The sequence below is a fragment of the Embleya australiensis genome (assembly GCF_051903075.1).
In the GTDB taxonomy this organism is placed as follows: Bacteria; Actinomycetota; Actinomycetes; order Streptomycetales; family Streptomycetaceae; genus Embleya.
Genome location: NZ_CP182423.1, coordinates 2076703 through 2102640, shown reverse-complemented (window position 1 = coordinate 2102640; position 25938 = coordinate 2076703). Strand labels below are relative to the sequence as shown.

At 71.7% G+C, this 25938-nt stretch carries 25 protein-coding genes; 8 read left to right on the top strand and 17 right to left on the bottom strand.

Going from position 1 to position 25938, the window contains the following annotated elements; translation table 11 throughout:
* Positions 1 to 36 precede the first annotated feature (36 nt).
* The 10 genes from ACMXN5_RS39460 to ACMXN5_RS39415 all read right to left on the bottom strand — a co-directional run bounded on the left by ACMXN5_RS39460 (position 37) and on the right by ACMXN5_RS39415 (position 9162).
* Positions 37 to 624, bottom strand: coding sequence for a septum formation family protein (locus ACMXN5_RS39460; protein ID WP_439679706.1), 588 nt, complete (start codon positions 622 to 624; stop codon positions 37 to 39).
* Between the two features lie 145 nt (positions 625 to 769).
* Entirely contained in the window at positions 770 to 1441 is a 672-nt protein-coding gene (locus ACMXN5_RS39455) for a S26 family signal peptidase (protein WP_439679705.1), read from the bottom strand.
* On the bottom strand, positions 1438 to 3258 hold the full coding sequence (locus tag ACMXN5_RS39450) for an ABC transporter ATP-binding protein (RefSeq protein WP_439679704.1): 1821 nt from the start codon (positions 3256 to 3258) through the stop codon (positions 1438 to 1440). Before ACMXN5_RS39450 ends, ACMXN5_RS39455 begins: the two co-directional genes overlap by 4 nt.
* A complete protein-coding gene (locus ACMXN5_RS39445) occupies positions 3255 to 3779 on the bottom strand; it encodes a peroxiredoxin family protein (protein ID WP_439679703.1) in 525 nt (174 codons plus the stop codon). Before ACMXN5_RS39445 ends, ACMXN5_RS39450 begins: the two co-directional genes overlap by 4 nt.
* Entirely contained in the window at positions 3779 to 4297 is a 519-nt protein-coding gene (locus ACMXN5_RS39440) for a MauE/DoxX family redox-associated membrane protein (protein ID WP_439679702.1), read from the bottom strand. Before ACMXN5_RS39440 ends, ACMXN5_RS39445 begins: the two co-directional genes overlap by 1 nt.
* A 309-nt stretch (positions 4298 to 4606) precedes the next feature.
* The gene (locus ACMXN5_RS39435) at positions 4607 to 4771 is read right to left on the bottom strand and encodes a hypothetical protein (protein WP_439679701.1); all 165 of its coding nucleotides are present in this window, start codon (positions 4769 to 4771) and stop codon (positions 4607 to 4609) included.
* Between the two features lie 191 nt (positions 4772 to 4962).
* Positions 4963 to 5700: a class F sortase gene (locus ACMXN5_RS39430; protein WP_439679700.1), complete on the bottom strand. Its 738-nt coding sequence runs from the start codon at positions 5698 to 5700 to the stop codon at positions 4963 to 4965.
* Between the two features lie 3 nt (positions 5701 to 5703).
* A complete protein-coding gene (locus tag ACMXN5_RS39425; protein WP_395793348.1) occupies positions 5704 to 6174 on the bottom strand; it encodes a hypothetical protein in 471 nt (156 codons plus the stop codon).
* 161 nt (positions 6175 to 6335) lie between these two features.
* Positions 6336 to 8102 carry a SpoIIE family protein phosphatase gene (locus ACMXN5_RS39420; protein WP_439679699.1) on the bottom strand — a complete coding sequence of 589 codons (1767 nt, stop codon included), beginning with the start codon at positions 8100 to 8102 and terminating at the stop codon, positions 6336 to 6338.
* 40 nt (positions 8103 to 8142) lie between these two features.
* The gene (locus tag ACMXN5_RS39415; protein WP_439679698.1) at positions 8143 to 9162 is read right to left on the bottom strand and encodes an ACP S-malonyltransferase; all 1020 of its coding nucleotides are present in this window, start codon (positions 9160 to 9162) and stop codon (positions 8143 to 8145) included.
* Positions 9163 to 9812: 650 nt separating this feature from the next.
* Here ACMXN5_RS39415 and ACMXN5_RS39410 point away from each other — a divergent pair.
* A complete protein-coding gene (locus tag ACMXN5_RS39410) occupies positions 9813 to 10721 on the top strand; it encodes a Gfo/Idh/MocA family protein (RefSeq protein WP_439679697.1) in 909 nt (302 codons plus the stop codon).
* A gap of 18 nt (positions 10722 to 10739) precedes the next feature.
* Here the strand turns inward: ACMXN5_RS39410 and ACMXN5_RS39405 are convergent, their stop codons facing one another.
* Both ACMXN5_RS39405 and ACMXN5_RS39400 read right to left on the bottom strand, forming a co-directional pair.
* Positions 10740 to 11174: an ankyrin repeat domain-containing protein gene (locus ACMXN5_RS39405; RefSeq protein WP_439679696.1), complete on the bottom strand. Its 435-nt coding sequence runs from the start codon at positions 11172 to 11174 to the stop codon at positions 10740 to 10742.
* A gap of 85 nt (positions 11175 to 11259) precedes the next feature.
* A complete protein-coding gene (locus tag ACMXN5_RS39400) occupies positions 11260 to 11691 on the bottom strand; it encodes a hypothetical protein (RefSeq protein WP_395793360.1) in 432 nt (143 codons plus the stop codon).
* 191 nt (positions 11692 to 11882) lie between these two features.
* On the opposite strand from ACMXN5_RS39400, the gene ACMXN5_RS39395 reads away from it, so the two are divergent.
* On the top strand, positions 11883 to 12776 hold the full coding sequence (locus ACMXN5_RS39395) for a SecDF P1 head subdomain-containing protein (protein ID WP_439679695.1): 894 nt from the start codon (positions 11883 to 11885) through the stop codon (positions 12774 to 12776).
* On the opposite strand, the gene ACMXN5_RS39390 is transcribed toward ACMXN5_RS39395, so the two are convergent.
* Complete coding sequence (locus ACMXN5_RS39390) at positions 12745 to 13323, bottom strand: MarR family winged helix-turn-helix transcriptional regulator (protein WP_439679694.1); 579 nt, start codon at positions 13321 to 13323, stop codon at positions 12745 to 12747. The genes ACMXN5_RS39395 and ACMXN5_RS39390 overlap by 32 nt on opposite strands.
* A 73-nt stretch (positions 13324 to 13396) precedes the next feature.
* Between ACMXN5_RS39390 and pip the strand changes: the two genes are divergently transcribed.
* From pip to ACMXN5_RS39375, 3 genes are all read left to right on the top strand, one after another.
* The gene (gene pip, locus ACMXN5_RS39385) at positions 13397 to 14353 is read left to right on the top strand and encodes a prolyl aminopeptidase (RefSeq protein WP_439679693.1); all 957 of its coding nucleotides are present in this window, start codon (positions 13397 to 13399) and stop codon (positions 14351 to 14353) included.
* Positions 14354 to 14425: 72 nt separating this feature from the next.
* Positions 14426 to 14917, top strand: coding sequence for a DUF1877 family protein (locus ACMXN5_RS39380; protein ID WP_395793368.1), 492 nt, complete (start codon positions 14426 to 14428; stop codon positions 14915 to 14917).
* A gap of 74 nt (positions 14918 to 14991) precedes the next feature.
* Complete coding sequence (locus ACMXN5_RS39375) at positions 14992 to 15480, top strand: GNAT family N-acetyltransferase (protein WP_439679692.1); 489 nt, start codon at positions 14992 to 14994, stop codon at positions 15478 to 15480.
* Between the two features lie 7 nt (positions 15481 to 15487).
* Here the strand turns inward: ACMXN5_RS39375 and ACMXN5_RS39370 are convergent, their stop codons facing one another.
* On the bottom strand, positions 15488 to 16465 hold the full coding sequence (locus ACMXN5_RS39370) for an acetylxylan esterase (RefSeq protein ID WP_439679691.1): 978 nt from the start codon (positions 16463 to 16465) through the stop codon (positions 15488 to 15490).
* Between the two features lie 319 nt (positions 16466 to 16784).
* Between ACMXN5_RS39370 and ACMXN5_RS39365 the strand changes: the two genes are divergently transcribed.
* The 3 genes from ACMXN5_RS39365 to ACMXN5_RS39355 all read left to right on the top strand — a co-directional run bounded on the left by ACMXN5_RS39365 (position 16785) and on the right by ACMXN5_RS39355 (position 19036).
* On the top strand, positions 16785 to 17597 hold the full coding sequence (locus ACMXN5_RS39365; RefSeq protein ID WP_439679690.1) for a hypothetical protein: 813 nt from the start codon (positions 16785 to 16787) through the stop codon (positions 17595 to 17597).
* 28 nt (positions 17598 to 17625) lie between these two features.
* A complete protein-coding gene (locus ACMXN5_RS39360; protein ID WP_439679689.1) occupies positions 17626 to 18381 on the top strand; it encodes a class I SAM-dependent methyltransferase in 756 nt (251 codons plus the stop codon).
* A gap of 106 nt (positions 18382 to 18487) precedes the next feature.
* Entirely contained in the window at positions 18488 to 19036 is a 549-nt protein-coding gene (locus tag ACMXN5_RS39355) for a GNAT family N-acetyltransferase (RefSeq protein ID WP_439679688.1), read from the top strand.
* On the opposite strand, the gene ACMXN5_RS39350 is transcribed toward ACMXN5_RS39355, so the two are convergent.
* From ACMXN5_RS39350 to ACMXN5_RS39340, 3 genes are all read right to left on the bottom strand, one after another.
* On the bottom strand, positions 19023 to 20048 hold the full coding sequence (locus tag ACMXN5_RS39350; protein ID WP_439679687.1) for a helix-turn-helix domain-containing protein: 1026 nt from the start codon (positions 20046 to 20048) through the stop codon (positions 19023 to 19025). The two genes, ACMXN5_RS39355 and ACMXN5_RS39350, sit on opposite strands and share 14 nt — an antisense overlap.
* Before the next feature lie 195 nt (positions 20049 to 20243).
* On the bottom strand, positions 20244 to 20753 hold the full coding sequence (locus tag ACMXN5_RS39345; protein WP_439679686.1) for a DinB family protein: 510 nt from the start codon (positions 20751 to 20753) through the stop codon (positions 20244 to 20246).
* 48 nt (positions 20754 to 20801) lie between these two features.
* Entirely contained in the window at positions 20802 to 25937 is a 5136-nt protein-coding gene (locus ACMXN5_RS39340; protein WP_439679685.1) for a caspase, EACC1-associated type, read from the bottom strand.
* Position 25938 lies beyond the last annotated feature (1 nt).

Here is a 25938-nt window from a genome sequence, read left to right as displayed (position 1 = left end):
GCCGCTATGCCTCGACCGGTACCACCGGAGTCGGTGCTACTTGACGATCGTGGTGAGCGGCAACTTGTCCTCGCGCTCGATGATGCACGCGGCCTGGTGGTTGCCGTGTCGCCACGACTCCATGTCCAGCGGGTACGTGAACGAGAACGTGATCTTCGGCGACGCGGGCTGCCGGTCGACGATCGGGCCGACGTACTGCTCGCACAGTTCGCTGACCTTGTCCTCGTAACCGGGGGTTTCCGGCGTGACCGTGGACGGCAGGTCGAAGGCCCGGCCGACCTGGCCGTTGTGCGACTTGCCGCACGGCACGTCCTCGGTCTTGGTGCCGTTCTGGTTGATGCACTGGCCGGTCTTGTACGTGAACGCGTCGATCACGTCGGCCGAGCTGCTCGCGGAGCCGGTCGGCTTCGGCAGGCCCGTCGCCTTGCCGGTCGGCTTGCCGGTCGGGCTCGTGGTGGCCTTCTCGGTGGCGCTCGCGTTCGTGGACGCGGTCGCGGAGGACGAGGGAGCCTTGCTGCTCTTGTCGCTCTTGTCACTGCCGAGACAGCCGGACAGCAGGGCGGTGGCGGCGACGACTCCGGCCACGGCCGGCGCGATCGTGCGCAGGCGGTGGATGGTGGGCATGAAGGACACAACCTTTCGCTTTTCGGGACGCCCAAGATCCTGTCGCGATCCACGGTCGAAAGGTTGAGGGAAACGGTGCTTGAACATTTGCCGAACCCGGCGTATCCGCTCACGGTGGTACGGCCGCGGCGACCGGTCGCGGCGATCAGTCGCGGTACGCGTCGAACCAACGGGGTTCGATCCCGCGCCACGCGCCGTCCATCGTGTCCGATTCCCGCGCCCCTTCATCCTCGTACGCCGGCGCCGCCCACGCCAGCCCCTCGCGCGAGGTAGGTCCCGCGCCGCCCGGCGGCGCGATCCGGCGCACCGCCACGCCGACCACCTGATCGCGGTGCACGAAGCCGTACGCCCGCGAGTCCCAACTCGCGGCGGTGTTGTCGCCCAGCACGACCAGCGCCCCCTCGGGCACACGTTCCTCGGCCACGTCGCGCAGCACCGGGAACCGCTCCCGGGGCACCCGATCGCCGCCCACCGCCACCGCCCGCTTGATCATCGGCCGACCGGCCGGTCGCGGGGCCAACTCCGGCCGCATCGGCAGCGCGGCCAGCTCCTCTGGAGTCAACTCCCGCAGCTCGGGCGGCAGTCCGGGCAGCGTCGGCGGATTGGGCACCAGGACGACCACCACCTGACCGGCCCGGACCCGGACACCGCGCCGCACCAGGAGCCGATCGCCCGGCGCGAGTGTGGGCTCCATGCTGGACCCCTCGACCGTGGCCACCAGATAGCGCTGCCGCACCCACAACAGCGCCGCCCCGCCCAGCGCCCCGACCGCCGTCCCGGCCGCCACGACCGTACGTCCGTGCACCCGTGCGCTCACTTCGCCTCCTGATATCCCGCGGCCTGGAGCCGGAAGAGTTTCGCGTAGTGCCCCTCGCGGTCGAGCAATTCCTCGTGCGAGCCCTGTTCGGCAATCCGGCCGGCCGCCAGCACCACGATCACGTCGGCGTCGCGCACCGCGCCGAGCCGGTGCGAGATGAGCAGGCTGGTGCGGCCCTCGCGGTACTCGCGCATCCGGGTGTGCACCTCGTGCTCGGCCTGCGGATCCAGCCCCGAACCGGGCTCGTCCAGGATCATCAGATCCCGCCCGACGCGCACGAACGCCCGGGCCAGGGCCAGCCGTTGCCACTGACCACCGGAGAGCACCACGCCGGTGTCCGGGTTCTCCTTGTCCGCCTCGCTGAAGAACATCCGGGTCAGCAGCGTGTCGTAGCCGCGCGGCAGGGCGGCCAACTTCTCGTGGATGCCCGCCCGTTGTGCGGCGGCCACGATCCGGTCCCGGTCCTCCGAGTGCGCCGGGTCGCCGAGCGCGATGTTCTCCGCCGCGCTCATGTCGTAGTTCATGTGGTCCTGGAACACCGCGCTGATCCGCTCGCGCAGTGCGGCGGGCGTGATCTCGCGCAGGTCCACGCCGTCCCAGGTGATCCGGCCCCGGGTCGGGTCGTACATCCGGCACATCAGCTTGACCAGCGTGCTCTTGCCCGCACCGTTGAGCCCGACCAGGGCCACAGCGCGGCCGTGCGGAAGGCTCAGGTCGACCCCGTTCAGCACCCAGGGGTGGTCCTCGCTGTAGCGGAACCAGACGTCGTGGAACTCGATGCCCGCCCCGGGCGCGGGTACCACCGTCGGTTCGGCGGTCGCCGAGACCAGGTCGGGTTCGGCCCGGGACACCGCGACGTAGTGGGTCAGGCCGAGCAGTTGCCCGTAGGTGGCGGCGATCGAGGCGACCAGGGTGTTCAGCGCGTTTTGGATACCGGTCAGCGCGGCGACGAACATCACCACGTCGCCGACGGTGAGCCTGCCGTCGTGGGCCGCCGTCACCGCCCACCACAGGCCGCCGCCGGCCACCACGGCGCCGAGTGCGCCCAGCGCCGCCTGGGTGACGAACTCGCGCAGATCCATGCGCCGTTCGGCCTCGTTGGCGCGCCGCCGTTCGCCCATCATCCGGGCCCGCAGCATCGGCCCGATCCCGAACAGGCGGATCTCGGTGGCCGCCTGAACACCCGTCAGCAGCCCGCCGTAGAAGAACTCCCGGCGGTGCACCTGCTCGTTGTCCCACACCATCGCGGCCCGCATGCGGGACAACCGCAGCTCGGCGATCAGCACCGGCACAGCCGCGACCAGCACCAGGGCGGTCATGGTGGGGCTGAGGATCAACAACGAGCCGATGAAGCCGACCAGGGTCAGCGTGCCCTGCAGGGTGCTGCCCGCGCCGTCGACGAGGCCGCCGACGCTGGTGGTGCTCTGCTTGGCCAGCCGCAGCCGGTCCAGGAACGCCGGGTCCTCGAACCGGCGCAGCCCCACCTGGCGTTCGGCCGCGCCGAAGAGTCGATCGGTGGCCAGCACACCGGTGGCCCGGCCGACCTGGGCGTGCAGATAGCGGCCGAGGCCGGGCAGTACGGTCGCGGCGAGCCCGATGAACGCGAGCGCGAGCGCGGGCGTGGTGATCGAATCGTGCGGGTCGGCCAGCCGGTCGAGCACCAGCTTGGTCGACCACGCGGTGGCGATCGGCAGACCCGCCAGGCCGATGGTGACCGCCAGCGACCCGATCGCCTGGCCGGGCGCGGCGCGCAGGATCAGCGCCAGCCCCACCCGCGCGGCGCCGGCCGCCTCGCGGGTGGATATCCGTGGGCTCACGCGGGGGCTTCGCTGAACAGGTCCGCCATCCGCCCGCCACTGGCCACCACGCGCCGATCCCGCCCGAGCAGGTACACCGAGGGCGTCCAACTGTTGTGGAAGGCCGCCTGCACGGCGCCGTCGTAGTCCTCCCGGATCACCCGAGCCACCGGGGCGAGGATCGCCGCCAACTCCGGGTCGTCGCCCGCGATCACCGCGATCACCCGCTCCCGCCCCATGACCCGGGCCTGTTCGGCGAACCGCGGCGCGAGGGTGTGGCAGGGTTCGCACTGCGCGGAGAAGAACCCGACCATGCCGTAGACATCGGAGTCGGAGACCTGCTCACCCTCGGTGGTGGTCGCGGTGAACACCTCCGGCTGCGCGCCGAGCGGCAGCCCGTGCTCGGGTGGGTCCGAAGGCGCGTGGCCGCCGTGCGCCGGACTCGAGGGTTCGCGCAGGCGCCGGATCACGCCCAGGGTGAGCAGCAGATTGACCGCGGTGATCAGGGCGAGCAGGACCACGGCGGCGACCAGGTAGGGCATCAGGCAGTCCTTGCGAACAGGTCGACGATGTCGTCGAGGGTGATGATCAGGAGTGCGCCGACCAGGCCCGCCACGCCCGCGATCAGGCCGCCGGCGAGCGGCGGGGAGTCGGCGGCGCCCGGCATGGCGGCCGCGGCGCCGGCGCAGGCGGCGACGAGCAGGACCGCGTTGCGGGCCAGGTGACGCGCGCCCAGCGGGGCGTCGGAGGCGCCGAAGCAGCGGCACGAGGAGTGCCGGCCGCGCCGCAGCGCGCCGGCGATCGCGACGGTGAAGGCGAGCAGCAGCACCGCCGCGACCGTGAACCCGAGTGCGCCCAGGGGCGGGACCGCGACCAGGATCGACACCGCCGTCTCCGCGGCCACCACGAGGACCGCGATCGGCCGGGCCCGCCCGATCGGCATCGGCACCAGTCGCGGCACCGACGCGACGAAGCCGGCGAAATCCCGGAACTTCGAGACCGCCGAGACGACGAATACCAGGCCGACCAGACACGCGCAGCCCACATATACATACCCCATGGGCACCCCCTTTTATGGCGCACGGAAACAGCGCGCGCGCGAAATCATCGCGGCCCGCCGTCGAGTCGGGTGGGCTCGTTCGTCTTTCCGTGCCGGAAGCGGTGGTCGAGTGATCCGCGGGACGTCGACCTCGTGGGTCGGCGTCCCGAAATTGACGGCAGTAATCCCGCTGTACGTTATTGCGAGGCGAAGTAATTGCACCGGGGAAAGCTGTTGCCGCCAGAGCGATCGAGAGCGATTTCTTGGGGTCGCCGCGGGCGGGGAGGGTTGGGGGCCTGCCCCACCCGCGACAAGGTCATCGGCGGAGCGTCAGCATCCCTTGGCGATCAGCGAGGTCTGGCAGCCCTCGTTGAGGCAGCAGATGCGCATGTAGTAGTACCCGTTCTGGCAGTAGTAGTACGGGGAAGAACAACCGGCTGCCACGGTGACCTTTTGGGTCAGGCGGTTGAGCAGGCGGTCGGCGAGACGCATCATGACGTCTCCTCTCCCGGCCGGGTAGGGCCGTTTGGATTGGGTGATCGGATTATTTCCAGTTCTGCTTTTTATTGGCAAGACCCAAAATCTCGTCGAGGGAAATGATCAAGGAATGCCGATCATGGCCGCCCAATTCCCCGCAGGTAATGAAGCGCCCGCACATCGACCCGCGCCATACCAATACGACCCGCTTACGGGACGAGATGGGCGAAAGCGACGACATTGCCGGAGTAGTGATTCTTCTTGCTGTACGCACCACCGCAGGTGATCAGCCGCAATTCCGGCCGGGCCGCGTCGCCGAACACCCGCGCGGTGGGGAACGCGTCCTTGGCGAACGCCTCGACCCCGTCCACCTCGAACGCCGCGACGCTGCCGTCCTCACGATCGATCTCGATCCGGGACCCGCGCGGGAGCGCGCCGAGCGGATAGAACACCGCCGGGCCGGCCGCGGTGTCCACGTGCCCGGCGATCGACGCGGTGCCCTTCTGCCCAGGTGTGACGCCGCCCTGGTACCAGCCGGCGAGGTTGCGCTCGCCCTGCGCGGGCACGTCGATGCCGCCGTCCTTGTCCAGACCGACCCGGGCCAGCGGCGCCGAGATGCCCAGCACCGGGATCCGGATCCGGGTCGGCGACGACGCGCGCATCGGCGCCGCCTCCGGCGCGGGCGCGGGCACCTCGGCGCCGCCCACCGGCCCCGCGCTCGCGCCCACCGGCCCCGGAGCCGACCCGGGGATCGGCCCGGGGACCGGCACGGCCGCCGCGGCGGGCGGGCGCGGCGGCGGCCGGTCGGCGTCGAACCCGGCGTACAACAGACCGGAGCCGCAGATCGCCAGCGCGCCGGTGGCCGCCGCCCAGACCAGGCGACGGCCACTGCGTCGGTGCTGCCGATCCGCGGCGCCCTCGGGTGCCTCGGGTACGGAACGAGCCATCGGTCAGGCGGGGTTCGCGGCCCGACGGCGCAGCGCGACGAAGCCGGTGCCGGCCGCGCCCGCGAGCACCAGACCACCCACCGCCAGCAGCGCCGGGTCCGCGCCCTGGGTGCCGCCGAAGCCGGCCGTGGACGGCGCGGTCGGCGCGCCGCCCATCACGTGCAGGCTGCCGATCAGCTCCTGACCCTCACCGCAGACCACCTTGACCTCGTAGTCGCCGGTGGCCACGTCCTTGATGGTCGCCTGACCCTTGACCTCGTCGCCGGAACGGGTGAGAGTGACCGACGACGTGAACGCCTCCGAGGTCGCGGTCGCGGTGTTCGCGGTGCAGTGCTTGTCATCCGACAACAACACGGTGTCGCCGGGGCGACCGGAATCGGCCTGCATCGGCGCGGCGGCGAACGCCGCGCCTGCCGAACCGCATACGGTGAGACCGACGATCGTGCCGACGACGGCGAGACGGGCACAGCGCATTTCGTCCTCCAATGGGCAGCCGGAACCCGAACCCGACAGACCGGGCTCAAGGGGGAGTTCCGCTACAAGGAACGTAAAAAGCCGCCGAATCGCCCGCCACCGCTCGCCGCCGAACGGTGGATCACGCCGGGCGTGGGGGTGGAACGCGCCCGGCCGGGGGTTTACCGCTCCCGCACCGAGCCCGTGTCCGACAGCCGGGCCGCGACCACCGCGATGTCGTCCTCCACGGGCGGCACCACCAGCCGGTCCAGGATCGTGTCCACCAGCGATTCCAACGGCGCGTCCGACGCCAGCCGCACCGACGCCAGGCGGGCCAGCGACGCGTCGATGTCCTCGTCCCGACGCTCCACCAGGCCGTCGGTGTACAGGATCAGCACCCCGCCGGCCACGTCCGGCCGGATGTACGACGCATAACCCCCGCACCCGGTGCCCAGCGGCGGACCGGTCGGCAGGCGCAACAACCGGCTCGCCCCGCCCGGCGCGATCAGCAGCGGCGGCAGATGCCCCGCGTTGGCGAACGTGGAGATGCCCGCGCGCGGGTCGATCAGGACCAGCAGACACGTGGCCACCCGCTCCAACTCCGCCTCCTGGCTCATCCGGTCGGCCCGGGCCAGGATCTCCTCCGGCGCCAACCCGCCGGCCGCCAACACCCGCAGCAGCGCCCGATAGTGGCTCATGTCCACCGCCGCCTGCACGCCGTGCCCCATCACGTCGCCGACCGCGAGCAGCGTGCGCCCGTGCGGCAGCGCGATCGCGTCGAACCAGTCCCCGCCCACCTCCGCGCTGCGCCCGGCGGGCAGATATCGGGTGGCCAGTTCCACGTCCGGGTGCGGCACCTTGGGTCGGGACAACAACGCGCGCTGCAGGGCCAGCGCGACACCGTGCTCGCGCGAGTAGCGCCGCGCGTTGTCCACGCACGTCGCCGCCCGGTACGCGAGGTCGCGGGCCATCTCCACGTCGTCCTCGGTGAACGGCGGCGAGGAGCCGGCGCGGATCAGGCTGAGGGAGCCGATGATCTCGCCGCGCGCGATCAACGGCACCATCAGCGCCGAGTGCAGGCCCGCCTTGCGGTACACCTCCACCCGCGACGCGTCCGGCGCGGTGGTCCGCAACCGGTCGTCGGGCGGCCGGTTGTCCACCACGGTGGCGCCGGTGCGCACCACGCGCGCCACGTCGGCGCCCGGCTGATAGTCGATGTGCTCGCCGGGCCGGCCCAGCACGGCGCTGAGCCGGCGCAGCTCCGGGATCGACGTCCACGCGGCCCGGCGCAGCCGCACGGTGTCCGGCGCCGGGCGCGAGCGACCGCTGTCCTGGTCCGGGTCGGCGGGCTCCAAAAGTTCCACACCCACCACGTCCGCGAGCACCGGCACCAGCAGCTCGACCAGTTCGCGGCACGTGGTGTCGGTGTCCAGGGTGGTGCCGATCTCCAGCGCGGCCCGATCGAGCAGCGCGAGCCGACGGTGTGCCTGGTCCAGGGCCAGTTGGGTGCGCCGCGACCGGGTCGTCTCCATCAGGATCCCGACCACGCCGAACACCCCGCTCTCGTCGTCGAGGCGGTGATACGCGGCATGCCACCAGCGCTTTTGCGGCAGACCGCGCACCGTGGTGACGCCGCTGATCGTGGTCTCGCGCGCGACCCCGTCGGCCAGTACCGCGCGCAGCAGGTCCTCGGGCACCTCCAGGCCGGGAAACCCCTCGGCGATCGACCGCCCCACCTGCTCGCTCGCGGGCCGACCGTCGATCGCGGACATCGCCGGATTGACGTACACGTGCCGCAACCGCGGGTCCAGGATGCCGATCGGCGCCTTGGTCTCGGTCAGGACCCGGTGGAACAGCCGCAGCCGGGCGCGCACCGACAACCGCGAGTCGGCGCCGAGCAGTCCGCCCATGTCGAACTCGTCGTCCGCCGGGTCGACATCCCTGTGCAAGCCGCTCCCTCCTCGCCGCCACCGCCGCCGTCTCCCGCGCTCAGCCCGCGGGCACCCCCGACGGACCCGCGAGCGCGGCCGGGTCGAGGGGCGACAACCCGTACGCGCGCAGCGTGCCCGCGACGGCGGCGAAATCGGCGCCGGCCGCCACCGGCACCGCGGTACGCACCCGGGGATCGGCGGCCCGCGCGAACGCCCCCAGCACGTCCCGGGCCCCGGTCTCCACGAACAGCTCGATCCCCCGCTCCCGCAACGTGGTCACCGCGTTGCGATAGCGCACCGGGTGCCGCAACTGTCCGACCACGCCGTCGCGCAACTCCCGCTCGTCGGCGTAATCGCGCCCGAGCAGCGGCGACAACACCGGATAGCGCGGAGGGTGGAACTCGACATCGGTACCGAGGCGACGCCACTCGGTCGCCGCCGACTCGCGCAACCGGTTGTGGAACAGGGTGCGCACGGTCAGCGGCTTCGAGACCACCGCCCGCCGCTCGGCCAACGCGGCGAACGTCGCCAACGACTCGTCCGGCCCGGAGACGACCGTATGCTCCGCCGAGTTGTCACAGGCCAGATCGAGCCCCGGCAACTGCGCCGAACACAGCAGCTCCAGGGTGTGCCCCGGGGCCAGCCGCAGGGTGAGCAGCCCACCCGGATCGCAGGTGTACAGCGTGCACGCCGCGGCCCGCGCCAGGTACAACCGCGCCCCGTCGCCCGCGGTGAACACCCCGGCGGCGGCCAGCGCCGCCATCTCGCCCAGGCTGTGCCCCAGCAGTACGTCGGGATGAACCCCGAAGTCGCCCTCCAACAACCGGAACGCGGCCAGCGCCCCCGCGTAGATGGCCAGATGCAGGGCCAGCTCGTGCCGATCCATCAACTCGTGCGCATCCGGCGCGTGGGGATCGACGAGCAGGCGCGACGCCGGCAGGGTGGCCCGGTCGCCCACCGCGTCGTCGACCTCGTCCAGGGTGTCGCGGATGGCGGGTCGATCCTGGAGCCGGCGCAACGCGCCCGGCACATAGGAGCCGACACCGGGCATGACGATCGCGGTACGTGGCACGCTCACGGAGACTCTCCCTTGGCTCGGTGGTCTCTGGCACCAGGAGGCGACTCGCGGGACTCGCGGCGACGGTCGCGCCGCGCGGCTCGCGGATCGCCCCCGCTCATGGCGGAAGCCCGGGCGCGCGGGTCGGGCGCGGTCCGGGTCGGGCGGGTGGGGACGGGGCCGTGGGCGGCGGGTCGGGGATGGAAGACGGCCCAGGGTTCCAGGAGAGTCGAGCCGGCCCGTGCCCGCAACCGCACCCCACGCCGCGACCACCCCCGGGCCGGGCCGCACACACGCCGGCCGACCGGACCCGAGCCGGCCTCGGGCGGCCCGCGTCGGCCGTTCGGCCGTATGCCATCCGGGTGGCCCCGACCGTGAGCCGGTCGCCGATTCGAGTGGAGAGCGCCGCCCGCCCGTCGCCCACGCGCACCCGGATCGTTGGGCCGAACGTGATCACCCCCAGCCGGGTACTCGCCGCCGGCCTCGTCGCGGCCGCCGCCCTGATCGCGGCACAGGCGCCCACCGTGGCCGCCCGTCGGGCCTGCGCGCGGAACACGAGCCGGAGCCGGCGAGCGTGGATCCGGGAGCCCTGCGCCGCGAGTGCACCCCTATGCTGACCACGCCATGACCCGGGCATCCGGCCCGGCGGCGCACTTACGCGAGGGGTTCGGATGAGGGTCGGCGTCATCGGTTTGGGCGACATCGCGGAAAAGGCCTACCTGCCCGTGCTCTCCACGCTGCCGGACCTCGACCTGCGGCTGCACACCCGTACGCCCGAGACGCTGCGCCGCATCGCCGCCGCGTACCGCGTGCCCGCCGAGCACTGCCACGCCGACCTCGACGGGCTGCTCGCCGAGGGGCTGGACGCGGCCTTCGTCCACGCCGCCACCTCCGCGCACCCGGCGCTGGTGACCCGGTTGCTGGAGGCGGGCGTGCCCACGTTCGTGGACAAGCCGCTGGCGTACACCCTGGCCGACAGCGCGCGCCTGCTGGAGTTGTCCCGCGAGCGCGGCGTCGGCCTGATGGTCGGCTTCAACCGTCGCCATGTGCCCGCCTACGCGGCGAGCCGGGAGTTGCCGCGTGATCTGATCGTGGTGCGGCGCAACCGGGTCGACACCGCGCGCGAGGTGCGCACGGTCGTCTTCGACGACCTGATCCACGTGGTCGACACACTGCGCTTCCTCGTGCCGGGCACGATCGAGCACGTCGACGCGCGGGCGCGGGTCGTGGACGGGCTGGCGCAACACTTCGTCCTGCACCTGTCCGGCGCGGGGTTCAGCGCGATCGGCACGCTCAACCTCCGCAGCGGGTCGAACGAGGAGATCCTGGAGGTCTCCGGCCGGGACACGATGCGCGAGGTGTACAACCTGGCCGACGTGGTCGACCACGACCGCGGCCTGCCGACGGCCCGGCGGCGCGGCGACTGGACGCCGATCGCCCGGCAACGCGGAATCGAGCAGCTCGTGCTGTCGTTCCTGGACGCGGTCCGCACCGGCGCCTTCCCCGACCTCGACGACGTGCTCCGGACCCACGAGATGTGCGAACTGGTGGTCACCGAGGTGGAGAAGCACAACGCCTGAGCCGGCAGACCTCGCCCATCACCCCGTCGTGCTGTGATCCGCTCGGACGAGCGCCGCCCTCAACACGGCCGCCGTGTCCGTGTGGGAGCCGATCTCGGCCCACTGCAGCGGGGTGTGTCCGGTGCCGTGGTCCTCGCGCAGGCGGGGGTCCGCGCCGTGGGCGAGGAGTTCGCGGACGGTCTCGGTGTGCCCCCAACAGGCCGCCGCGCACAGGGGGGTGCCCTCGGTGCCGTGTCCGCTCTCGGTGTCGGGCGCGGCGCCGGCCCGGAGCAGGAGCGCCACCACGTCCGCGGCGCCGTGCACCGAGGCGGCGTACAGGGGCGTGGTGCCGTGCCGGTCGGCCCGCTCCGGATCGGCGCCCGCCCGCAACGCGGCGGTCGCCGCCGCGAACCGGCCCAGCCCGGCGGCGGCCACCAGCAGCGTCGACAGTCGTTTGCGCTCGCGATTGTTCACGCCGGCGAGGGTAGCGGGGCGACCACGACCGGGAGTGACAATTTCCGGGTCGCCGGTGGGGTCGCCGGCGGGGTCGGGGTCGGTGCTAGGCGCGGTGCCGGGCGGCGGCCCTGGTGCTCTCCTCCACCCACGCGGCCTCGTAGTCGCGATCGAGGCGGTTCTGCTCGTTCTCGGAGAGGTGGTCCAGGGCGGGGCGCAGGTCGCGTTGTTCGTGCAGGAGGAGGCCGTCCATCGCGGACGCCGCGTCCTGCGCCTCGTCGTGGAAACCCGGGCCCTCCGGGCCGATTCGCGCGGCCGAGTCGAGGAAGGCCTCGATCCGGCGACCCTGCGCGATCGCGGCGTCGACGTACCCGGTGCGTTGCTCGTCGGCGTTGCGGACCGCCGGGTACAACACCCGCTCCTTCGTCGCGAGGGTCGCCCGGATCGCGGCGTCGGCCTCGGCGAAGAGCGCGACGGTGCTCTGCGGGGTGGCCCGCCACCGGCGGATCAGCTCACGGAGGTTGCGGTTGTCCAGCACGGTTGTCTCCTCGCACGTCGACTCGGCCGCACCCGTCCGCTCCGGGCGGACCGGCGGGCATCACATCCGGGACAGGTGCCCTTTTCGGCCGGGATCATCCCTGGATCGGCCGGACGCGGGCCTCCCGGGGGCGGGTTCGTGGGCGGCGGAGGCGTTTCCGACCGGCTCGGCGAGCCGGCATGGTGTGGCGGGTGACTCAGCCAACGCATGTGCGGCGCCGCGCCGCCCGGTCCCTCGTCGCCACCGTCGCCGTCGCCGCCGTGCTGGGGGTGGCCGGTTGCTCGTCGGACGACCCGGTGAAGTTCAAGGACGGCGACCACACCAAGCCGGTGGACGAGGCATCCGGCCGGGACTTCGCCGAGGCCCGGCTGGTTCCGGAACGTGCGCTGGACGAGCGGCAGTTGGCGGCCTCGGCGGAGACCATCCGCAAACGGGCGAGCGCGGGGCGGCTGCCGGTGAAGTCGGTGACCGTGCGGGATGGCGCGCTGGTGGTGCGGGTCGCGGTGAAGCCGTCCGGGGACGACACCCGGCAGCGACTCGCGGCGATCGTGCACACCGGACAGCTGAGCGTGCGCGCCGTGACGGCCGTGACGCCGTACGCGCCCGCGAACGGGGGCCCGGGCGGTACGGCGGCGCCCTCGGGCGGGCCGGAGTGCGGCGATCCGGCGGTGCCGCGCGTGGACGATCCCGCCGCGCCGATCGTGGCCTGCGACGACAAGCCGATGGAGAAGTACACGCTGGCGCCCGCCGTGATCACCGGTACCGATGTGGCGAAGGCGGAGGCCAAGGCGTCGCTCCAGGGCTCGGGCGGTTGGGAGATACAGCTCGACTGGACGCAGAAGGGCCAGGCCGCCTTCACCACGCTCACCGCCGACGCGGCGCGGCGCGAAGAGCCGACCAACCGGGTCGCGATCGTGTGGGACGGCCGGGTGCTGGTCGCGCCGATGGTGCGATCCGCGATCCCGGGGGCCGCGGTGATCTCCGGCACCTATACGGAGGCGGATGCCCGGCAACTGGCCGGGACCATCGGCTCGGGCATGTTGCCGGCGGGGTTCAGGGTCGAGTCGTTCGAGCCGGGGCGCTGACGGGTCCGGTTTTTTGGGCGAGTGAGTCCGGACGCGGCTGCTCCTCGTGCGCGGCCATGGCGTCGGCGATCCGGTCCCGCATCGGGCGGCGGTCCAGGGCGGTCAGTGCCTCGTCGATCAACCGGCTGAGGGGGTACGGAAGTTCGGCCTCCAGGGCGCGGGCCGCGGTGGTGGTGGCGGCCCATTCGGCGTCCAGGACGGGCCGTAGGCGTTCGGCCTCGGGCGTGGCGGAGACGATGCGTTGGCGGGCGTCGGCGCCGGGCGAGAGGGTGACCAGGCCGGCCTTGACCATGTGTGCCACGGTCTGGCTCGCGGCCGAGTGGGTGACGCCGATCGCGGCGGCCAGGTCGCGGATCGAGGCGGGCCCGTGTGCGGTCAGGACCCGGACGACGGGCGTGTAGCGGGGGCGGAACCCGGCCTGACCGAGGTCGGCGTAGGCCGCGCCGACACCCGCGTCGAGGACGTCGAGCAGGTGCCGCAGCCTGGTCCCGAGCAGTTCCGGGCCGGGGGCCGGTCCGACGGGCGGTGTCGGGGATGGCGGGGTCATGGCGGTAAATATAACAGTGCTGTTGTATTAGAGTCGGCCGCTGCCCACCCGCCTCTTCGACCGAGGGAACACCGTGACCGTTCGATATCCGCCGATCGAGCCCTATGAGCACGGGATGCTCGACGTCGGGGACGACAACCGCGTCTACTGGGAGAGTTGCGGCAACCCCGCCGGGAAGCCCGCGCTCGTCGTGCACGGCGGTCCGGGGTCGGGCTGTTCGACGGGGGTGCGGCAACTGTTCGACCCGAGTCGCTACCGCGTCGTGCTCTTCGACCAGCGCGGGTGCGGGCGCAGCACACCGCACGCGAGCGATCCGGACACCGCCATGCGGCACAACACCACCGAGCATCTGCTCGCCGACATCGAGCGGCTGCGCGAACACCTGGGCGTGCAGCGCTGGTTGTTGTACGGCGGCTCGTGGGGGTCGACGCTGATCCTGGCGTACGCGCAGCGCCATCCCGAGCGGGTGTCCGAGATCGTCATCCCGGCCGTCACCACCACCCGTCGGGTCGAGATCGACTGGCTGTATCGCGGGGTCGGGCGTTTCCTGCCCGCGGAGTGGGAGCGTTTTCGGGACGTGGTGCCCGAGGCCGAGCGCGACGACCCGGTCGCGGCCTATGCCCGCCTTGTGGAGAACCCGGATCCGGCGGTGCGCGAGCACGCGGTGCGGGAGTGGTGCGCGTGGGAGGACGCGGTGGTCGGGGGCGAACCGAACGGCCGGCCCGACGTGTACGGCGGCCGGCCGGCGGCGGCCCGCACGGCACTGGTCCGGATCGCCGCGCACTACTTCTCGCACGGCGCGTGGTTGCCCGAAGGTGTCCTGATCCGCGAGGCCGGCCGGCTCGCCGGCATCCCGGGCGTACTCATCCACGGCCGCCTCGACCTGAGCAGCCCGCTCGACACCGCCTGGCACCTGTCCCGAGCCTGGCCGGATGCCACGCTGGAGGTCATCGACGACGCCGGCCACCTCGGCAGCGACACGATGCGCGCCACGATCCTGTCCGCCCTCGACCGCTTCGCCACGACCTGACCCCCTCCCGAGCCGACCACCTGTCGACCCGGCCGGCATCCTGGTGCCGACATCGGTGGGCGGAGGGCTGACATGGGTGGTCGTGCGGTGTTGTTCGCGGTGGACGCCGAGGCGTCGCGACGACTCCTGGCGGCGGACGACGACGCGGCCGTCATGGCGGTCGTCGAGGAGGCCGAGGAGCGTTGGGACCGGTCTCGGCTCACCGAGTTGGACAAGGCGTGGGACGCCCTCCACCGTTGCCTGACCGACGGCACGTTGACCTACGAGGGTGGCGAATACCCGCTGTCGCACACGCTTTTGGGCGGTTACCTGCTACACGAGGGCGACGACTACGAGGTCGTCTACGTGTCCCCGGACGAGGTGCGGGACGTGGCCGCTGCACTGGCTCCGTTGGACGGGCCGTGGTTGCGCGGGCGGTTCGCCGAGCTGGAGTTCGTCGACTACGAGGGGACCGCCGACGAGGCCGACATCGCGTACACCGAGCCGTTCCTGCCGGACCTGAAGGAGTTCTATCGCCGGGCCGCCGAAGCCGGGAGCGCGGTGATCTTCACGGTGGACCTCTGAACCGTCGACATCCGCACCGCCGACCTCCGCGAAAGGTGGTGGCGGGTCCGCGGTGGGATCGGCATGCTGGGCGCATGTTGATCAGGGAAGCCGGAAGCGACGACTGGGCGGCGATCTGGCCGTTCTTCCATGAGATCGTCGCGGCCGGGGAGACGTTCACCTATCCGCTCGACCTGGGGATGGACGAAGGCCGCGAGTGGTGGCTGCCGGCCCCGCCGGCGCGGGCGGTGGTCGCGGTGGACGAGGCCGGAGTCGTGCTCGGCACCGCGAAGATGAATCGCAACCACATGGGCAACGGGTCGCACATCGCCAGTGCGAGCTACATGGTCGACCCCGCACACTCGGGGCGGGGGGTCGGCCGGGCGTTGTGCGAGTACACCATCGAGTGGGCCCGGGCGCAGGGCTACCGGGCGATGCAGTTCAACGCGGTCGTGGCGACGAACGAGCACGCGGTGCGGCTGTACCGCAGCCTCGGCTTCGAGGTGATCGGCACCCTCCCGGAGGGGTTCGACCACCCGAAACACGGCTACGTCGGGCTGCACATCATGCACTTGGCACTCTGACTTCGCGTCAGTCGATTCCGAAGGCGCCGCGCAGGTAGGTCAGGTTCAGGCCGTCCTGGTACGCGCCGCCGCCCTCGTGGCCGTTGAACGTATGCACCTCCATACGCTTGTCCGCCGCGTAGTGGTGGTAGGCGGTGAACACCGTGGAGGGCGGGCACGTGGTGTCCATCAGCGCCACGCTGAACCGCGCCGGAGCGCTCGCGCGGGCGCCGTGGTTGACCGCGTCGAAGTAGTCGAGAGTGCGGAACACTTGGTCGACGCGGTCCCGGTGTACGGCGAGGTAGCGGGCCAGTTCGCCGTAGGGACCCGTCCCGGCGATCTCCGCGCCGCGGCGGAAGTGGCACAGGAACGGGACGTCGGCCACCACCGCGGTCAGGTCGGGCACCAGGCCGGCGACCGTGAGGGCCAGGCCCCCGCCCTGGCTCGCGCCGAGCGCGGCGATCCGGGTCGGGTCGACGGCCGGGTGGCTGCGGGCGACGGCGATCGCCCGGACCGCGTCGACGGCGACCCGGCGGTAGTAGTACCGATCCGGGTCGGTGACGCCCCGGGTCATGAAGCCCGGGTGGGTGGAGCCGTCGCCCGCGGGCGCGTCGTCCCCGGTGGCGCCGGCGCGCCAACTGCCGCCCTGGCCGCGTACATCGATCACGAGATGGGCGAACCCGGCCACGCCGTACAGCAGTTGCTCGTGCGGCAGACCCCGGCCGCCACCGTATCCGGGGAACTCCACCACACACGGCAGGGGTCCGTCCCGATGCACGGGCAGCACCAGCCAACCGTGCACCCGTTGGCCGCCGTGACCCGCGAACGAGACGTCGTACACCTCGACTCCGGTCAGCGGACCGACCTCGGGCGTGAACGCCGGGTCGAGGGGGTGGGCGTCGGCCTCGTCGAGCGTACGAGCCCAGAAGGCGTCGAAGTCTGCCGGTTCGGAACGTTCCGGGTGAAACTGCTGCAACTCCGGCAGTGAAAGGTCGCTCAGGGGCATGGCGGGTTCCTCTCCGAGGGGCGGCTTTGATCGGCATTGTCGAGGCCGGCGGATCATGGTGATCATCCGGGGCGGGGCACCGACCGAACGGGTGCCCGATCCAAGGGTGTTCCCTGAGGAGTAGGGGGCCGTGGACGTAGGTTCCCGGCAGTACTTTGGTCACCCTCACTGCGTCGTCGGGAGTAGTACCCCTAGGGGAGAGTCCTCCCCAAGCAGTAACAGCAGTACCTACACACGACTGATTCACCGGTGCTTCCGGACCTCTAGATTTGTCGAGTAGAAGACGACGACCAGTCGACAAAGAGGAACCAGGGGACTCATGAGCGCCGCAGGGAAGTCGGGGACCGTGGCCGCGTTCGTGCGCTTCGTCGTCTGCGGCGGTGGCACCGGACTCGCGTCGAGCGCCGCGCTCGTGGCCCTCACGGGGCACCTCTCCATAGCCGTCGCCAACGCCCTGGTGACCGTGGTCTTCACGCTCCTGGCGACCGAACTGCACAGCCGGTTCACCTTCGGCGCGGGTCGGGCGCGGGGCCGACTGCACGTCCAGGCCGCGCTGTCCGCGCTGGTGTGCTACCTGTTCACCACCGGCGCGATGCTCGCGCTGCACGCGATGCAGTCGTCGCCCGGCGTGGTCAAGGAGCAGGCGGTCTATCTGACGGCTTCCGGGATCGCCGGGATCGCTCGGTTCCTCTTCCTGCGCTTCGTTGTTCGGGTTCGGGCGCGGTCGAACGCGGCGGAGGTGGAAACGGGGTTCGGGGCCGGAGTGGAGTCGGCGACGGTGGTGGACGTGCGGGTCGGCGGCGCGGCGGCGGAGGTCGGTGCGTCCGTGGGTGCCGGTGCCGGTGCCGCCGTGGGCGAGTCCGGGACCGGGCTCGGCGCCGCGCCGGTGGCCGCGCCCGTGTTCGGGCCCCTGCAGCCGGTGTTCATGCCTGCCCCCGCGCCCGCATCCGCCTCCCGCTCCGCGTCGGATGTGGTGTCCGCTCTGCTGTCCGCCCCCGCCTTCGTGCCCACGGCGTCCGTGCCGGAGTCGGCCGGTCGGGGTTCGGGACGGGTGTTCGAGTCGCTTCTGATTCTTCCTGCGTGCGATGGCTGGGTCGCGCCCACGCGCGCGGCCATGGTCGCGACGGCGTAGGCGTCACACCTTCGACAGGAGTCCGTGGATGACCCGCGCCGCCGCCGAACACTACGAGCGAATCCTGGCCGCCAACTACACCTGGACGCTGGGCGGGGACCTGGCACCGATCGCCGCCGGGCAGGGCGAGTTGCTGACCGGACTGGGCGTCGCCCCGACGGCGACGTCCGCGTTGGCCGTGGATCTGGGCTGTGGGCCCGGCAACCAGAGCCTGGCCCTGGCCGATCTCGGCTTCAGCCGGGTTCTGGCGGTCGACACCAGCCGGATCCTGCTGGCCGAACTGGCCGAACACGCGGCCGGGTTGCCCGCGATCGAGCCGGTGTACGGGGACATCCGCAAGGTGTTGCCCGAGTTGACCGCGCCGGGCGAGGTCGCGGCCGTGGTGTGCATGGGCGACACGCTCACCCACCTGTCGACGAAGGACGACGTGAGCGCGCTGCTCGCCGAGATCGCACAGGCCCTCGCCACCGGGGGGCGCCTGGTCGTCACCTACCGCGACCTGACCGAAACCCTGCATGGAATCGACCGGTTCATCCCGATACGAAGCACGGACGATCGGGTGTTCACCTGCTTTCTCGAATACCCGGACGACGACACGGTCCTGGTCCACGATCTGCTGCACGTCCACGACGGCACCGGATGGACCCAGCACGTCGGCAGTTACCCGAAGTTGCGGATCGCCCCGACCTGGCTTGCCGAGCGCTGCCGGGACGTCGGGCTGACGGTCGAGCACAACCGAACGGGCGCGCGGGGCCTACAGGTCCTGGCGGCGCGCAAGGACTGACGCGGGGGCGGGGGCCGGTGAGTGTGCGCCGGTCGGTGTTCCCGCAGGTCGGCGCGGGTGGAAATCGGATGCGGGGCGGCCTTCGGCCGTGATACTCCAGGCTCCCATGGGAGATCTCGAAACCGAACGACTCGTACTGCACCCGTTGACCGTCGCCGAGACGGAGCGGGTGGTGGCCGGTGAGCCGGCCGCCGACGACCGATGGGAGGTCGGCTATCCGACGGCCGGGGACGTGGCCGGGGGTGGTCGGTTTCTGCGTACCTGCGCGACCGTCGGGCATCCGGGGGCCTTCGGCAACTACGAGATCCGCCGTCGGGAGGACGGCATGGCGGTCGGGGGCATGGGCTTTCACGGCGTGCCGGACGACAGCGGCACGGTCGCGATCGGCTACGGCCTGATCGAGGCGGTCCGGGGGCGCGGCTATGCCACCGAGGCCCTGCGCGAACTGCTGCGCTTCGCCCGAGCCGCGGGCGTGACCCGGGTCATCGGGGACACAGCGCAGGACAACGTCGCGTCGCAGCGCGTGATGGCGGCGGTGGGGATGCGGTTGGTCAAGGAGGAGGCCGGGCTCAAGCACTACGCGATCGAGTGGTCGTCGGGCACAGACGGGGCGGAGCCGGCCGCCGATGCCCCGGCGCGGGTCAGGCGCCCGTGACGGCGGTTCTCCGGTAGGCGTCGGGGGTCTGGCCGGTCCAGCGTTGGAAGGCACGGCGCAGGGCGCGGGCGTCGGTGTAGCCCAGCCGCCCGGCTATCGACTGGACCGGTAGCTCCGTATCGCGCAGCAGCGTTGCGGCGTGCTCGTGCCGCACCGATTCGATCTCGTCCCGCCAGGTGGTCTCCAGCTCGCTCAGTCGGCGCTGGAGGGTGCGCGGGCTCATCGCCATCCGGTGGGCGACCATCTCCAGGCTCAGTTCCTCGCCGCCGAGGGAGCCGGCCAACACCGACCGGAACCTGCCGTGCCACCCCGCCGCCGGGCGGGCGTTCTCCAGCAGGTTGTCCGCGTATCGGCGCAGGATCAGCCCGAGCTCGTCGTCGCCGGGGCCGGTCGGGCGCGGGCGTTCGGCGTCCATGTCGAGGAAGGTCATCGAGTTCGTTCGGGCGCCGAAGTCGATGGCGCGGGTGCCGAACGCCTCGATCAGATGCCGGTGGTTCTTCGGGGCCTCGTGCGCGAGGGCGACGTGTACGGGGACCACGCCCGGGCCCCGGGCGTCGCGCGCCCGCTTGAGCATGATCGCCATCGCGAATTCGTCGATCGCGGTGACCGCCGCCGGCGAGTAGTTGGCGATGCCGTAGGTGACGGTGAGGCGTCGATCGTCCTCGACCACGGTCATCTCGACCACCGGGTCGGACATCGTCGACACGTAGCGTGCGGCGTCGCGGCAGCCGTCGGCGAACGAGCCGGCGGAGGTGAACAGGTAGTCCCACACGTGCAGCCGACCCTGCGTGGCGCTCGCCGCGGCCCGGATGGCGACGTCGGGCGGGCCGATGGCGACGGCCAGCTCCCAGGTACGGACCACGCTGGCGGTGGGCACCCGCAACAACGGGTCGGCCAGCGTCTCCGGTTCGAAGCCCGGCAGATGCGCGAGTTCGCTCAGCGCCACCCCGGCCTCCAGGGCAGCGTCCCGCACCACGCGTGCCGCGTGCGAGGAAAGCGTGTACTCGATCACCGCCGGAGCATATCCGGACGGTCGGCCGCAATGGGGATTTGGGATCTGTCGTCCTCGGTCCCCATGTTGACGTGAAGTGTCCCCCGGCGGCGGAGGGTGGGGTCCACAGGTGCGAAAAACGCGACCGCCGTCCCGAAAATCGGGACGGCGGTCGCGGTGGGGAAGGAGGTTGGACGGGGGCGGGGTGGGAGCGGGTCAGGCCCCGACGGTGCCGTCGACGCCCTCGCGGAGGAAGTCGGCGTGGCCGTTGTGGCGGGCGTACTCGTGCATCAGGTGCAGCATGACCAGGCGCAGCGACACGTCCTGGTCCCACCTGGCGTTGTGGCCGATGACGTCCAGGGATTCGGCCTCGGCCTCGATCCGCCGCGAGTGGGCCACCTCGGCCTCCCATGCGGCGAACGCCTCCGAGCGGGTCGACGCGCTCGCGTCGTAGGCCACCTGGAAGTCGCCTTCGTCGGACCACACGAGCGGGATGTCCTCCGCGTTGATCACCCGCCGGAACCAGGTGCGCTCCACCTCGGCCATGTGCCGGACCAGTCCGAGGAGGGAGAGCGTCGACGGCGGCATCGACTGCCGGCGTAGCTCCTCGTCGGAGAGTCCTTCGCACTTCATCGCGAGCGTGGCCCGGTGGAACTCGAGGAAGGCCCGCATCATCTCGCGCTCGTTGCCGGTCACGGGTGGGGTGGGGCGTTGGTCGCCGGCCATGGGTGTGCTCGCTTTCGCTCCGCGTGGGTGTTCGGGTGGACCTGCTTTCTAGCAGACCGGCAGCTCGTACCCCTGACCGAAGTCGCGGAGGACGCGGGCGACGGTTCGGCGGGCGTAGGAGGTCGAGACGGTGAGGTCGCCGGCGGGGAGGGCGCGGAGGATCGCGGCGGCTTCGGGGCGGAAGCGTGGACTGAGCATGCCGAGGGCGGCCGCGGCTCGGCGGGTGGCGACGGGGGGCGTGGCGGGGGCGGCGAGGAGGCGGCGCAGGTGTTCGGCCGCTTCGTTGAGGAAGCGGGGGCTGAGGCTGCCGAGCAGGCGGGCCGCGCGGGTGCGGGTGTAGGGGCCGGCGTCGGGCTCGGCGAGGACGGCGCGGAGGGTGGCGGCGACGTCGGGGAGGGATTGGCGGCTCAGTTTGAACAGCCTGCGGGCCACTGTGATCCAGTCATCGAGGCGGGTGTCGGGGGAGGTGAGCAGTTGTCGGAGCGCGGCGATGCCCTCGGCCTCGAAGCCCTGTCCGAGATCGACGAGCTTCGCCGCCGCCTTGGCCCGTGCGGGCGCGGTGGCGTCGGGCGCGGCGAGGATGGCTCTCAGGTGATCGGCGCCTTCGTGGACGTAGCCGCGGCCGAGCCGGCCGAGTGTGTGGGCGGCGAGGGTTCGGGCGAGGGGTGCGGTGGAGGGGTCGGTGAGGATGGCGCGGAGGGTTTGGGCCAGTTCCTGCGTGCGGGCGGTGCCGATGTCGAAGAGCGCCTGGGCTCCCTTGCATCGTTCGGTCGCGTCGATCGCGGGTGTGGTGACGATTTCCCAGAGCGCGTCAGAGGCTTCGTCAAGATAGCCGGCACCATATTCGCCGAGGTTGTGTGCGGCGACGCGGCGGAGAGTGGGCTCGGATGCGGGGTCTCGGAGGATGGCCTGCGTCAGTGAGACCGCCTCGGAGAGACAGGCCGGCCCGATGCCGGCGCAGACGTCGGCGACGGAGATACGAGACGCGGCAGACATGCCGGGGGTGGCCAGGATGGCTCGACCGATACTCGTGGCCTCCCCGACGTAGCCCTGTCCGAGGGATTTGAGGAGTTGCGCGGCACGTGCCCGGTCAACCGGTCGTGTCGTCGGGCAAGCGGCGATCGCGCGCAAGGTGTCCGCCGCCACGGCGTGGTTGTCCGGGCCTCGATCGGACAGATCGTTGGCGGCCCACGCACGAGACTCCGCGTCGGCGTCGGGAGCCGAAAGCAGATCCCGAAGCGCGGTCGTGGCTTCCGCCATGTACTGCGCCCTTCGATGTCCCAGGATCTGCGCGGCTCTACGGCGATCCCCGGCGACCGTATCCGGTGCGTACAGCACGGCGCGGACGATGTCCCCCACCTCGGGGACGCCGCCCCCGACGTTATCCAGCGTTCGTGCCGTTTCGGCTCGATGCCGGATGGCGAAATCCGGATGGTCCAGCATCCTTCGGAGGCTGATGTCCAGGTCTTCGCAGCGGTCGGGCGCGAGCGGAATCAGCGTCAAAGCGATGTGGTTGCGGAGCGTGGTGGTGAGGTTCGGATCATCGAATAGGCGAGCGAGTGTGTCGACTGCCTCGGCTACGTGCATCGCGCCCAGGCTCGACAGACACCGAGCTGCCTCCACCCGCGCCCAGACGTCGGCATCGGGCGCCGCCAGGACCTCACGCAACCCCCGAATCGCCCGGGGTAGGAATCTGGGTCCAAGTCCGGCCAAACTTGCCGCCGCGCTTTGGCGTTGGTCCGATGTCGTATCGGCGGCGGCGAGCACTGTTTCGAGGAGCTCCGCCGCCTCCGCCACATGATCGGGGCCCAACTGCCCCAACGTGTGGGCGGCGTCGATACGCCGGACCGCGTTGGACGTCGGAACGGCGAGCACCGCGCGGATGACGTCGGCGGCCTCGGTGAGTCGACTCGGGTCCAATTGCGCCAGCGATTGTGCGACGGTGCAGCGAAGGGACGTGGTCGTAGTGGGTGCCGCGAGGAGTCGAAGAAGGGCGTCGATGCTCTCGTTCGAGTGGGCGGGAGCGAGTTTCGCCAGCGCCTTGGCAATCTCGATCGCGACCGAGTCGTTGGTGTCCCCTGCCGCGAGATGGGCGCGCAGTAGCTGCACCGCCTCTGTGATGTGGCCGGGGCCGAGACCGGCCAGAGTGAGAATGGCGTCCGTGCGCGTATGCGCCGTGGCATCGAGCATGGCCGGGTGGGCGCGGAGCAGGTCTGCGGCTTCCGCCGTGTACGCGGGTCCGAGTCCGGCCAGTCGCTTCACGGCGGTGATGCGCTGGAAGGGCGAACCGTCCGGAGCGTGCTGGATCGCACGCAACGCGTGCGCGGCTTTCGACGCGTGTGCCGGCTCGATCTCGGCCAGTGCGCGTGCCGCCTGAATACGGTCGTGGACGTCTGAGGTGGGGGCGGTGAGGACTGTCAGCAGCGCGGTAACGGCTGCATCCTTGTGTTCCGGACCGAGCGCGGCGAGTCCTGTGGCGGCTTCGATCATCGAGTAGGGGGTTGCGTCATCCGAGCCGAGAGCGCTCCGCAATGCCTCGACGGCCTCGGCGACGTGTTCGGGGCCGCATCCGGCCAGGGCCCGCATGGCCGAGATGTGTGTGTTCAGGTGGATGCCCTCTCGGCCGAGTACACCGCGCAGGATGTCGACGGCGAGGCCGGTGTCGTGGGTGGCCAGGGACTTGGCCAGCTCGATGTGGATGTCGTTCCGCTGGTAGCAACTGCCCAGGTAGTCCAGCAACGTTCGACGGACCGCGGGCTCCGCGACCAACGCGGCGGCGTCCGAGGCCGCGCGCTGTAATTGTTCACCCGTGGCCCCCGACGTCAACGTCAACATCAGGTTCGCCGCGAACGACTCGGTGTGTCGGCTCGCTGCCGGGACGCCCCGGGCGAGGAGTTCGCCGGCCAGCGCTGCGAAGTCGCCGGTGCCGTGGCCGAGCCAGTCCAGGATCGCTTCGCCCGTGGCGTAGCGGTGGGCGTGGTGGGCCAGGATCGCGTGGGCGAACAGGTCGCCGTGGACGGCTCGGTGTACCGCGTGGGACCAGTCCGGGGCCGCCGGGTCGAAGTGGGGCGGCAGTTGGTCGGCCCGGACGTCGGCGGCCAGGTGTTCGGCGAAGCTGTAGTGGGTGAAGCGCAGGAAGTCGTGGTGGTGGGTGAAGACGCCGACCGTGCCGAGTACCGAGGCGACCAGCCTGGGCCATTCCGGGACGCCTCGGCGGGTGGCCCGACAGTCGTGTTCGTCGAGCCAGTCCAGGGCCAGGTCGAGGAGCGGGCGGGTGCCGGCCGTCGGGTCGGTGACCACCATGACGGCCAGGTGTTCGACGAGTTCGGGGCGGTGGTCGAACAGGAACGCGGCGGCGGCTCGGTGTACGGCCGGGCGTAGCGTCCAGCGTTGCAACACGGTTTGTTGTTGCTCGTGCATCTCCTCCAGGTGCGCTTCGGTCAGGAGGGTGAAGTAGTCGCAGTAGAGGGTGAATCGGTTGCTCGGCAGCGGGGTGGTCGGGTGTTTGCGGTAGACGAGCGCCGCCACCGTCGCCAGCAGTGGCACGCGGACCAGGTCGCGGACGCCGGCGGCCTCGGTCTGGCGGAGGAAGCCGGCGGCGAGGGTCGGTCCGTCGGGGTGGTCGCGGAACCAGCGGCGGGCGAACTCGTGCAACTGCTCTCGGTCGAACGGCTCCAGCGTGTAGGTCCCGGTCGCCGCGTGTTGGAGCGGGGCCAGTTCGTCGTTGGGCAGCGGCCTGGTGGTGATCAGCAGCCGGAAGCGGCCCTCGGGGTTGCGGACCCGGCCGGCCAACTCGGCGACCAGGCCGCGCCGTCGCTCCGGGTCGGTGATCTCGTCCAGGCCGTCGACGATCAGCAGGCACGTGGTGTTCTCGGGCAGGTGGTCGAGCAGGTCGTCCGGGAGGGCGTAGTCGAGGTGTGGCGCCAGTTCGGCGGAAAGGATCCGGACCAGGCGCGGGATCAGCGCGCTACGCCCGGCGGCCAGGCGCCCGGCCGTGACGCGCAGGGGCAACAGCCGTTCGCCGTCCGCGCCTTGGGCCTCGCCCGACTCGTAGGCCAGGGCCAGGGACGCGGCCAGTTGCAGGCTCAGGGTGGACTTGCCCTGGCCCGCGCCGCCGGTGATCAGGACATGGCGATGCAGTCCGAGTGTGTCCTCGGCGGCCCGGGCGGGGGCGATCGCGGGTCCGCTCGGCTCGGTCGATACGAAGTGCCGTTGGTGGTGCTCCTCTTCGCGCGGGTTCCGGCGGGGGTCCCGCATGCGGTCGAGGGGTTGCCGGGTGGGCGCCGTCGGGGCGCTGCGGGCCTGTTGCCGGACGTAGACGGTGGCGAGTCCGTCGAGCGGCGCGTCGTAGAGGCGGTAGGTGAAGTTGCGTGCGGCGATGGTCTGCGCGTGCAGCAAGTCCCGCAGGTGGGGCGGCAGTCGCGGCGTGGCGTCGGCGGCCGACGGGTGGCGGTTCCAGCCCAGTACGATCCGCGCACCCTGGTCCTCGTTGCGCTGTCGGGGCCGGGGGAAGCCCAGTTCGGGCAGGATGCGGTGCAGGTGGGCGTGCACCGTGGCCAGGTCGAGGGTCTTCGGGCCGCCCGGGACGCCGTGTTCGAGGACGTCGATCAACTGCCCGGTGAAGGCCGTGTATTGCCCGCCGACCGGGGCGATCGCCTGCCGGGTCGCCGCGGCGGCGGCCAGGACGTAACTGCCCTCCACCCGGGACAACTCCGTCAGCCGCGCGTCGTCCGGACCCATCGCCCCCGTCAGGGCGCGGCCGGCGAAGCAACAGTCCAGGAGTACCGCCTTGGCGGGGACCCGGCGGGCCGAGCGCAGCACGTCGCGGATCTCCTGGAACGGCAATGCCGTGTAGGGACGTTCGGGGCGGAACCGGGGGAGGGACAGCAGCAGGTCCTCGCTGTCCGGGGAGACCAGGCCGTGACCGGCGTAGTACAGCAGGACCAGGTCGGTCGCGGCGGCCGTGGCGTCGGTGAGCGCGTCCAGGATCAGGTCGCGATGGTCCGGCTGCTCGATCACGACGCAGTTCTCGGCGGGTAGGCCCCAGACTTTTGGGTCGGTCAGCAACTCCCGTAGCCGGGAGAGGTTTCGGGCCACGGCCGGCAGCGGGGTCAGGTGTTCGAAGGTGTGTGCGCCGACCAGGACCACCCGGGATCCCCGGGGGTCGTGCGGTGCGGTGCTCATG

Excerpts from the sequence above, each read along its gene's own strand:
- ACMXN5_RS39460 (WP_439679706.1), bottom strand. The coding sequence starts at position 624 with ATGCCCACCATCCACCGCCTGCGCACGATCGCGCCGGCCGTGGCCGGA.
- ACMXN5_RS39445 (WP_439679703.1), bottom strand. The coding sequence starts at position 3,779 with ATGCCCTACCTGGTCGCCGCCGTGGTCCTGCTCGCCCTGATCACCGCG.
- ACMXN5_RS39440 (WP_439679702.1), bottom strand. The coding sequence starts at position 4,297 with ATGGGGTATGTATATGTGGGCTGCGCGTGTCTGGTCGGCCTGGTATTC.
- ACMXN5_RS39435 (WP_439679701.1), bottom strand. The coding sequence starts at position 4,771 with ATGATGCGTCTCGCCGACCGCCTGCTCAACCGCCTGACCCAAAAGGTC.
- ACMXN5_RS39430 (WP_439679700.1), bottom strand. The coding sequence starts at position 5,700 with ATGGCTCGTTCCGTACCCGAGGCACCCGAGGGCGCCGCGGATCGGCAG.
- ACMXN5_RS39425 (WP_395793348.1), bottom strand. The coding sequence starts at position 6,174 with ATGCGCTGTGCCCGTCTCGCCGTCGTCGGCACGATCGTCGGTCTCACC.
- ACMXN5_RS39410 (WP_439679697.1), top strand. The coding sequence starts at position 9,813 with ATGAGGGTCGGCGTCATCGGTTTGGGCGACATCGCGGAAAAGGCCTAC.
- ACMXN5_RS39390 (WP_439679694.1), bottom strand. The coding sequence starts at position 13,323 with ATGACCCCGCCATCCCCGACACCGCCCGTCGGACCGGCCCCCGGCCCG.
- ACMXN5_RS39380 (WP_395793368.1), top strand. The coding sequence starts at position 14,426 with ATGGGTGGTCGTGCGGTGTTGTTCGCGGTGGACGCCGAGGCGTCGCGA.
- ACMXN5_RS39375 (WP_439679692.1), top strand. The coding sequence starts at position 14,992 with ATGTTGATCAGGGAAGCCGGAAGCGACGACTGGGCGGCGATCTGGCCG.
- ACMXN5_RS39370 (WP_439679691.1), bottom strand. The coding sequence starts at position 16,465 with ATGCCCCTGAGCGACCTTTCACTGCCGGAGTTGCAGCAGTTTCACCCG.
- ACMXN5_RS39365 (WP_439679690.1), top strand. The coding sequence starts at position 16,785 with ATGAGCGCCGCAGGGAAGTCGGGGACCGTGGCCGCGTTCGTGCGCTTC.
- ACMXN5_RS39360 (WP_439679689.1), top strand. The coding sequence starts at position 17,626 with ATGACCCGCGCCGCCGCCGAACACTACGAGCGAATCCTGGCCGCCAAC.
- ACMXN5_RS39355 (WP_439679688.1), top strand. The coding sequence starts at position 18,488 with ATGGGAGATCTCGAAACCGAACGACTCGTACTGCACCCGTTGACCGTC.
- ACMXN5_RS39345 (WP_439679686.1), bottom strand. The coding sequence starts at position 20,753 with ATGGCCGGCGACCAACGCCCCACCCCACCCGTGACCGGCAACGAGCGC.
- ACMXN5_RS39340 (WP_439679685.1), bottom strand. The coding sequence starts at position 25,937 with ATGAGCACCGCACCGCACGACCCCCGGGGATCCCGGGTGGTCCTGGTC.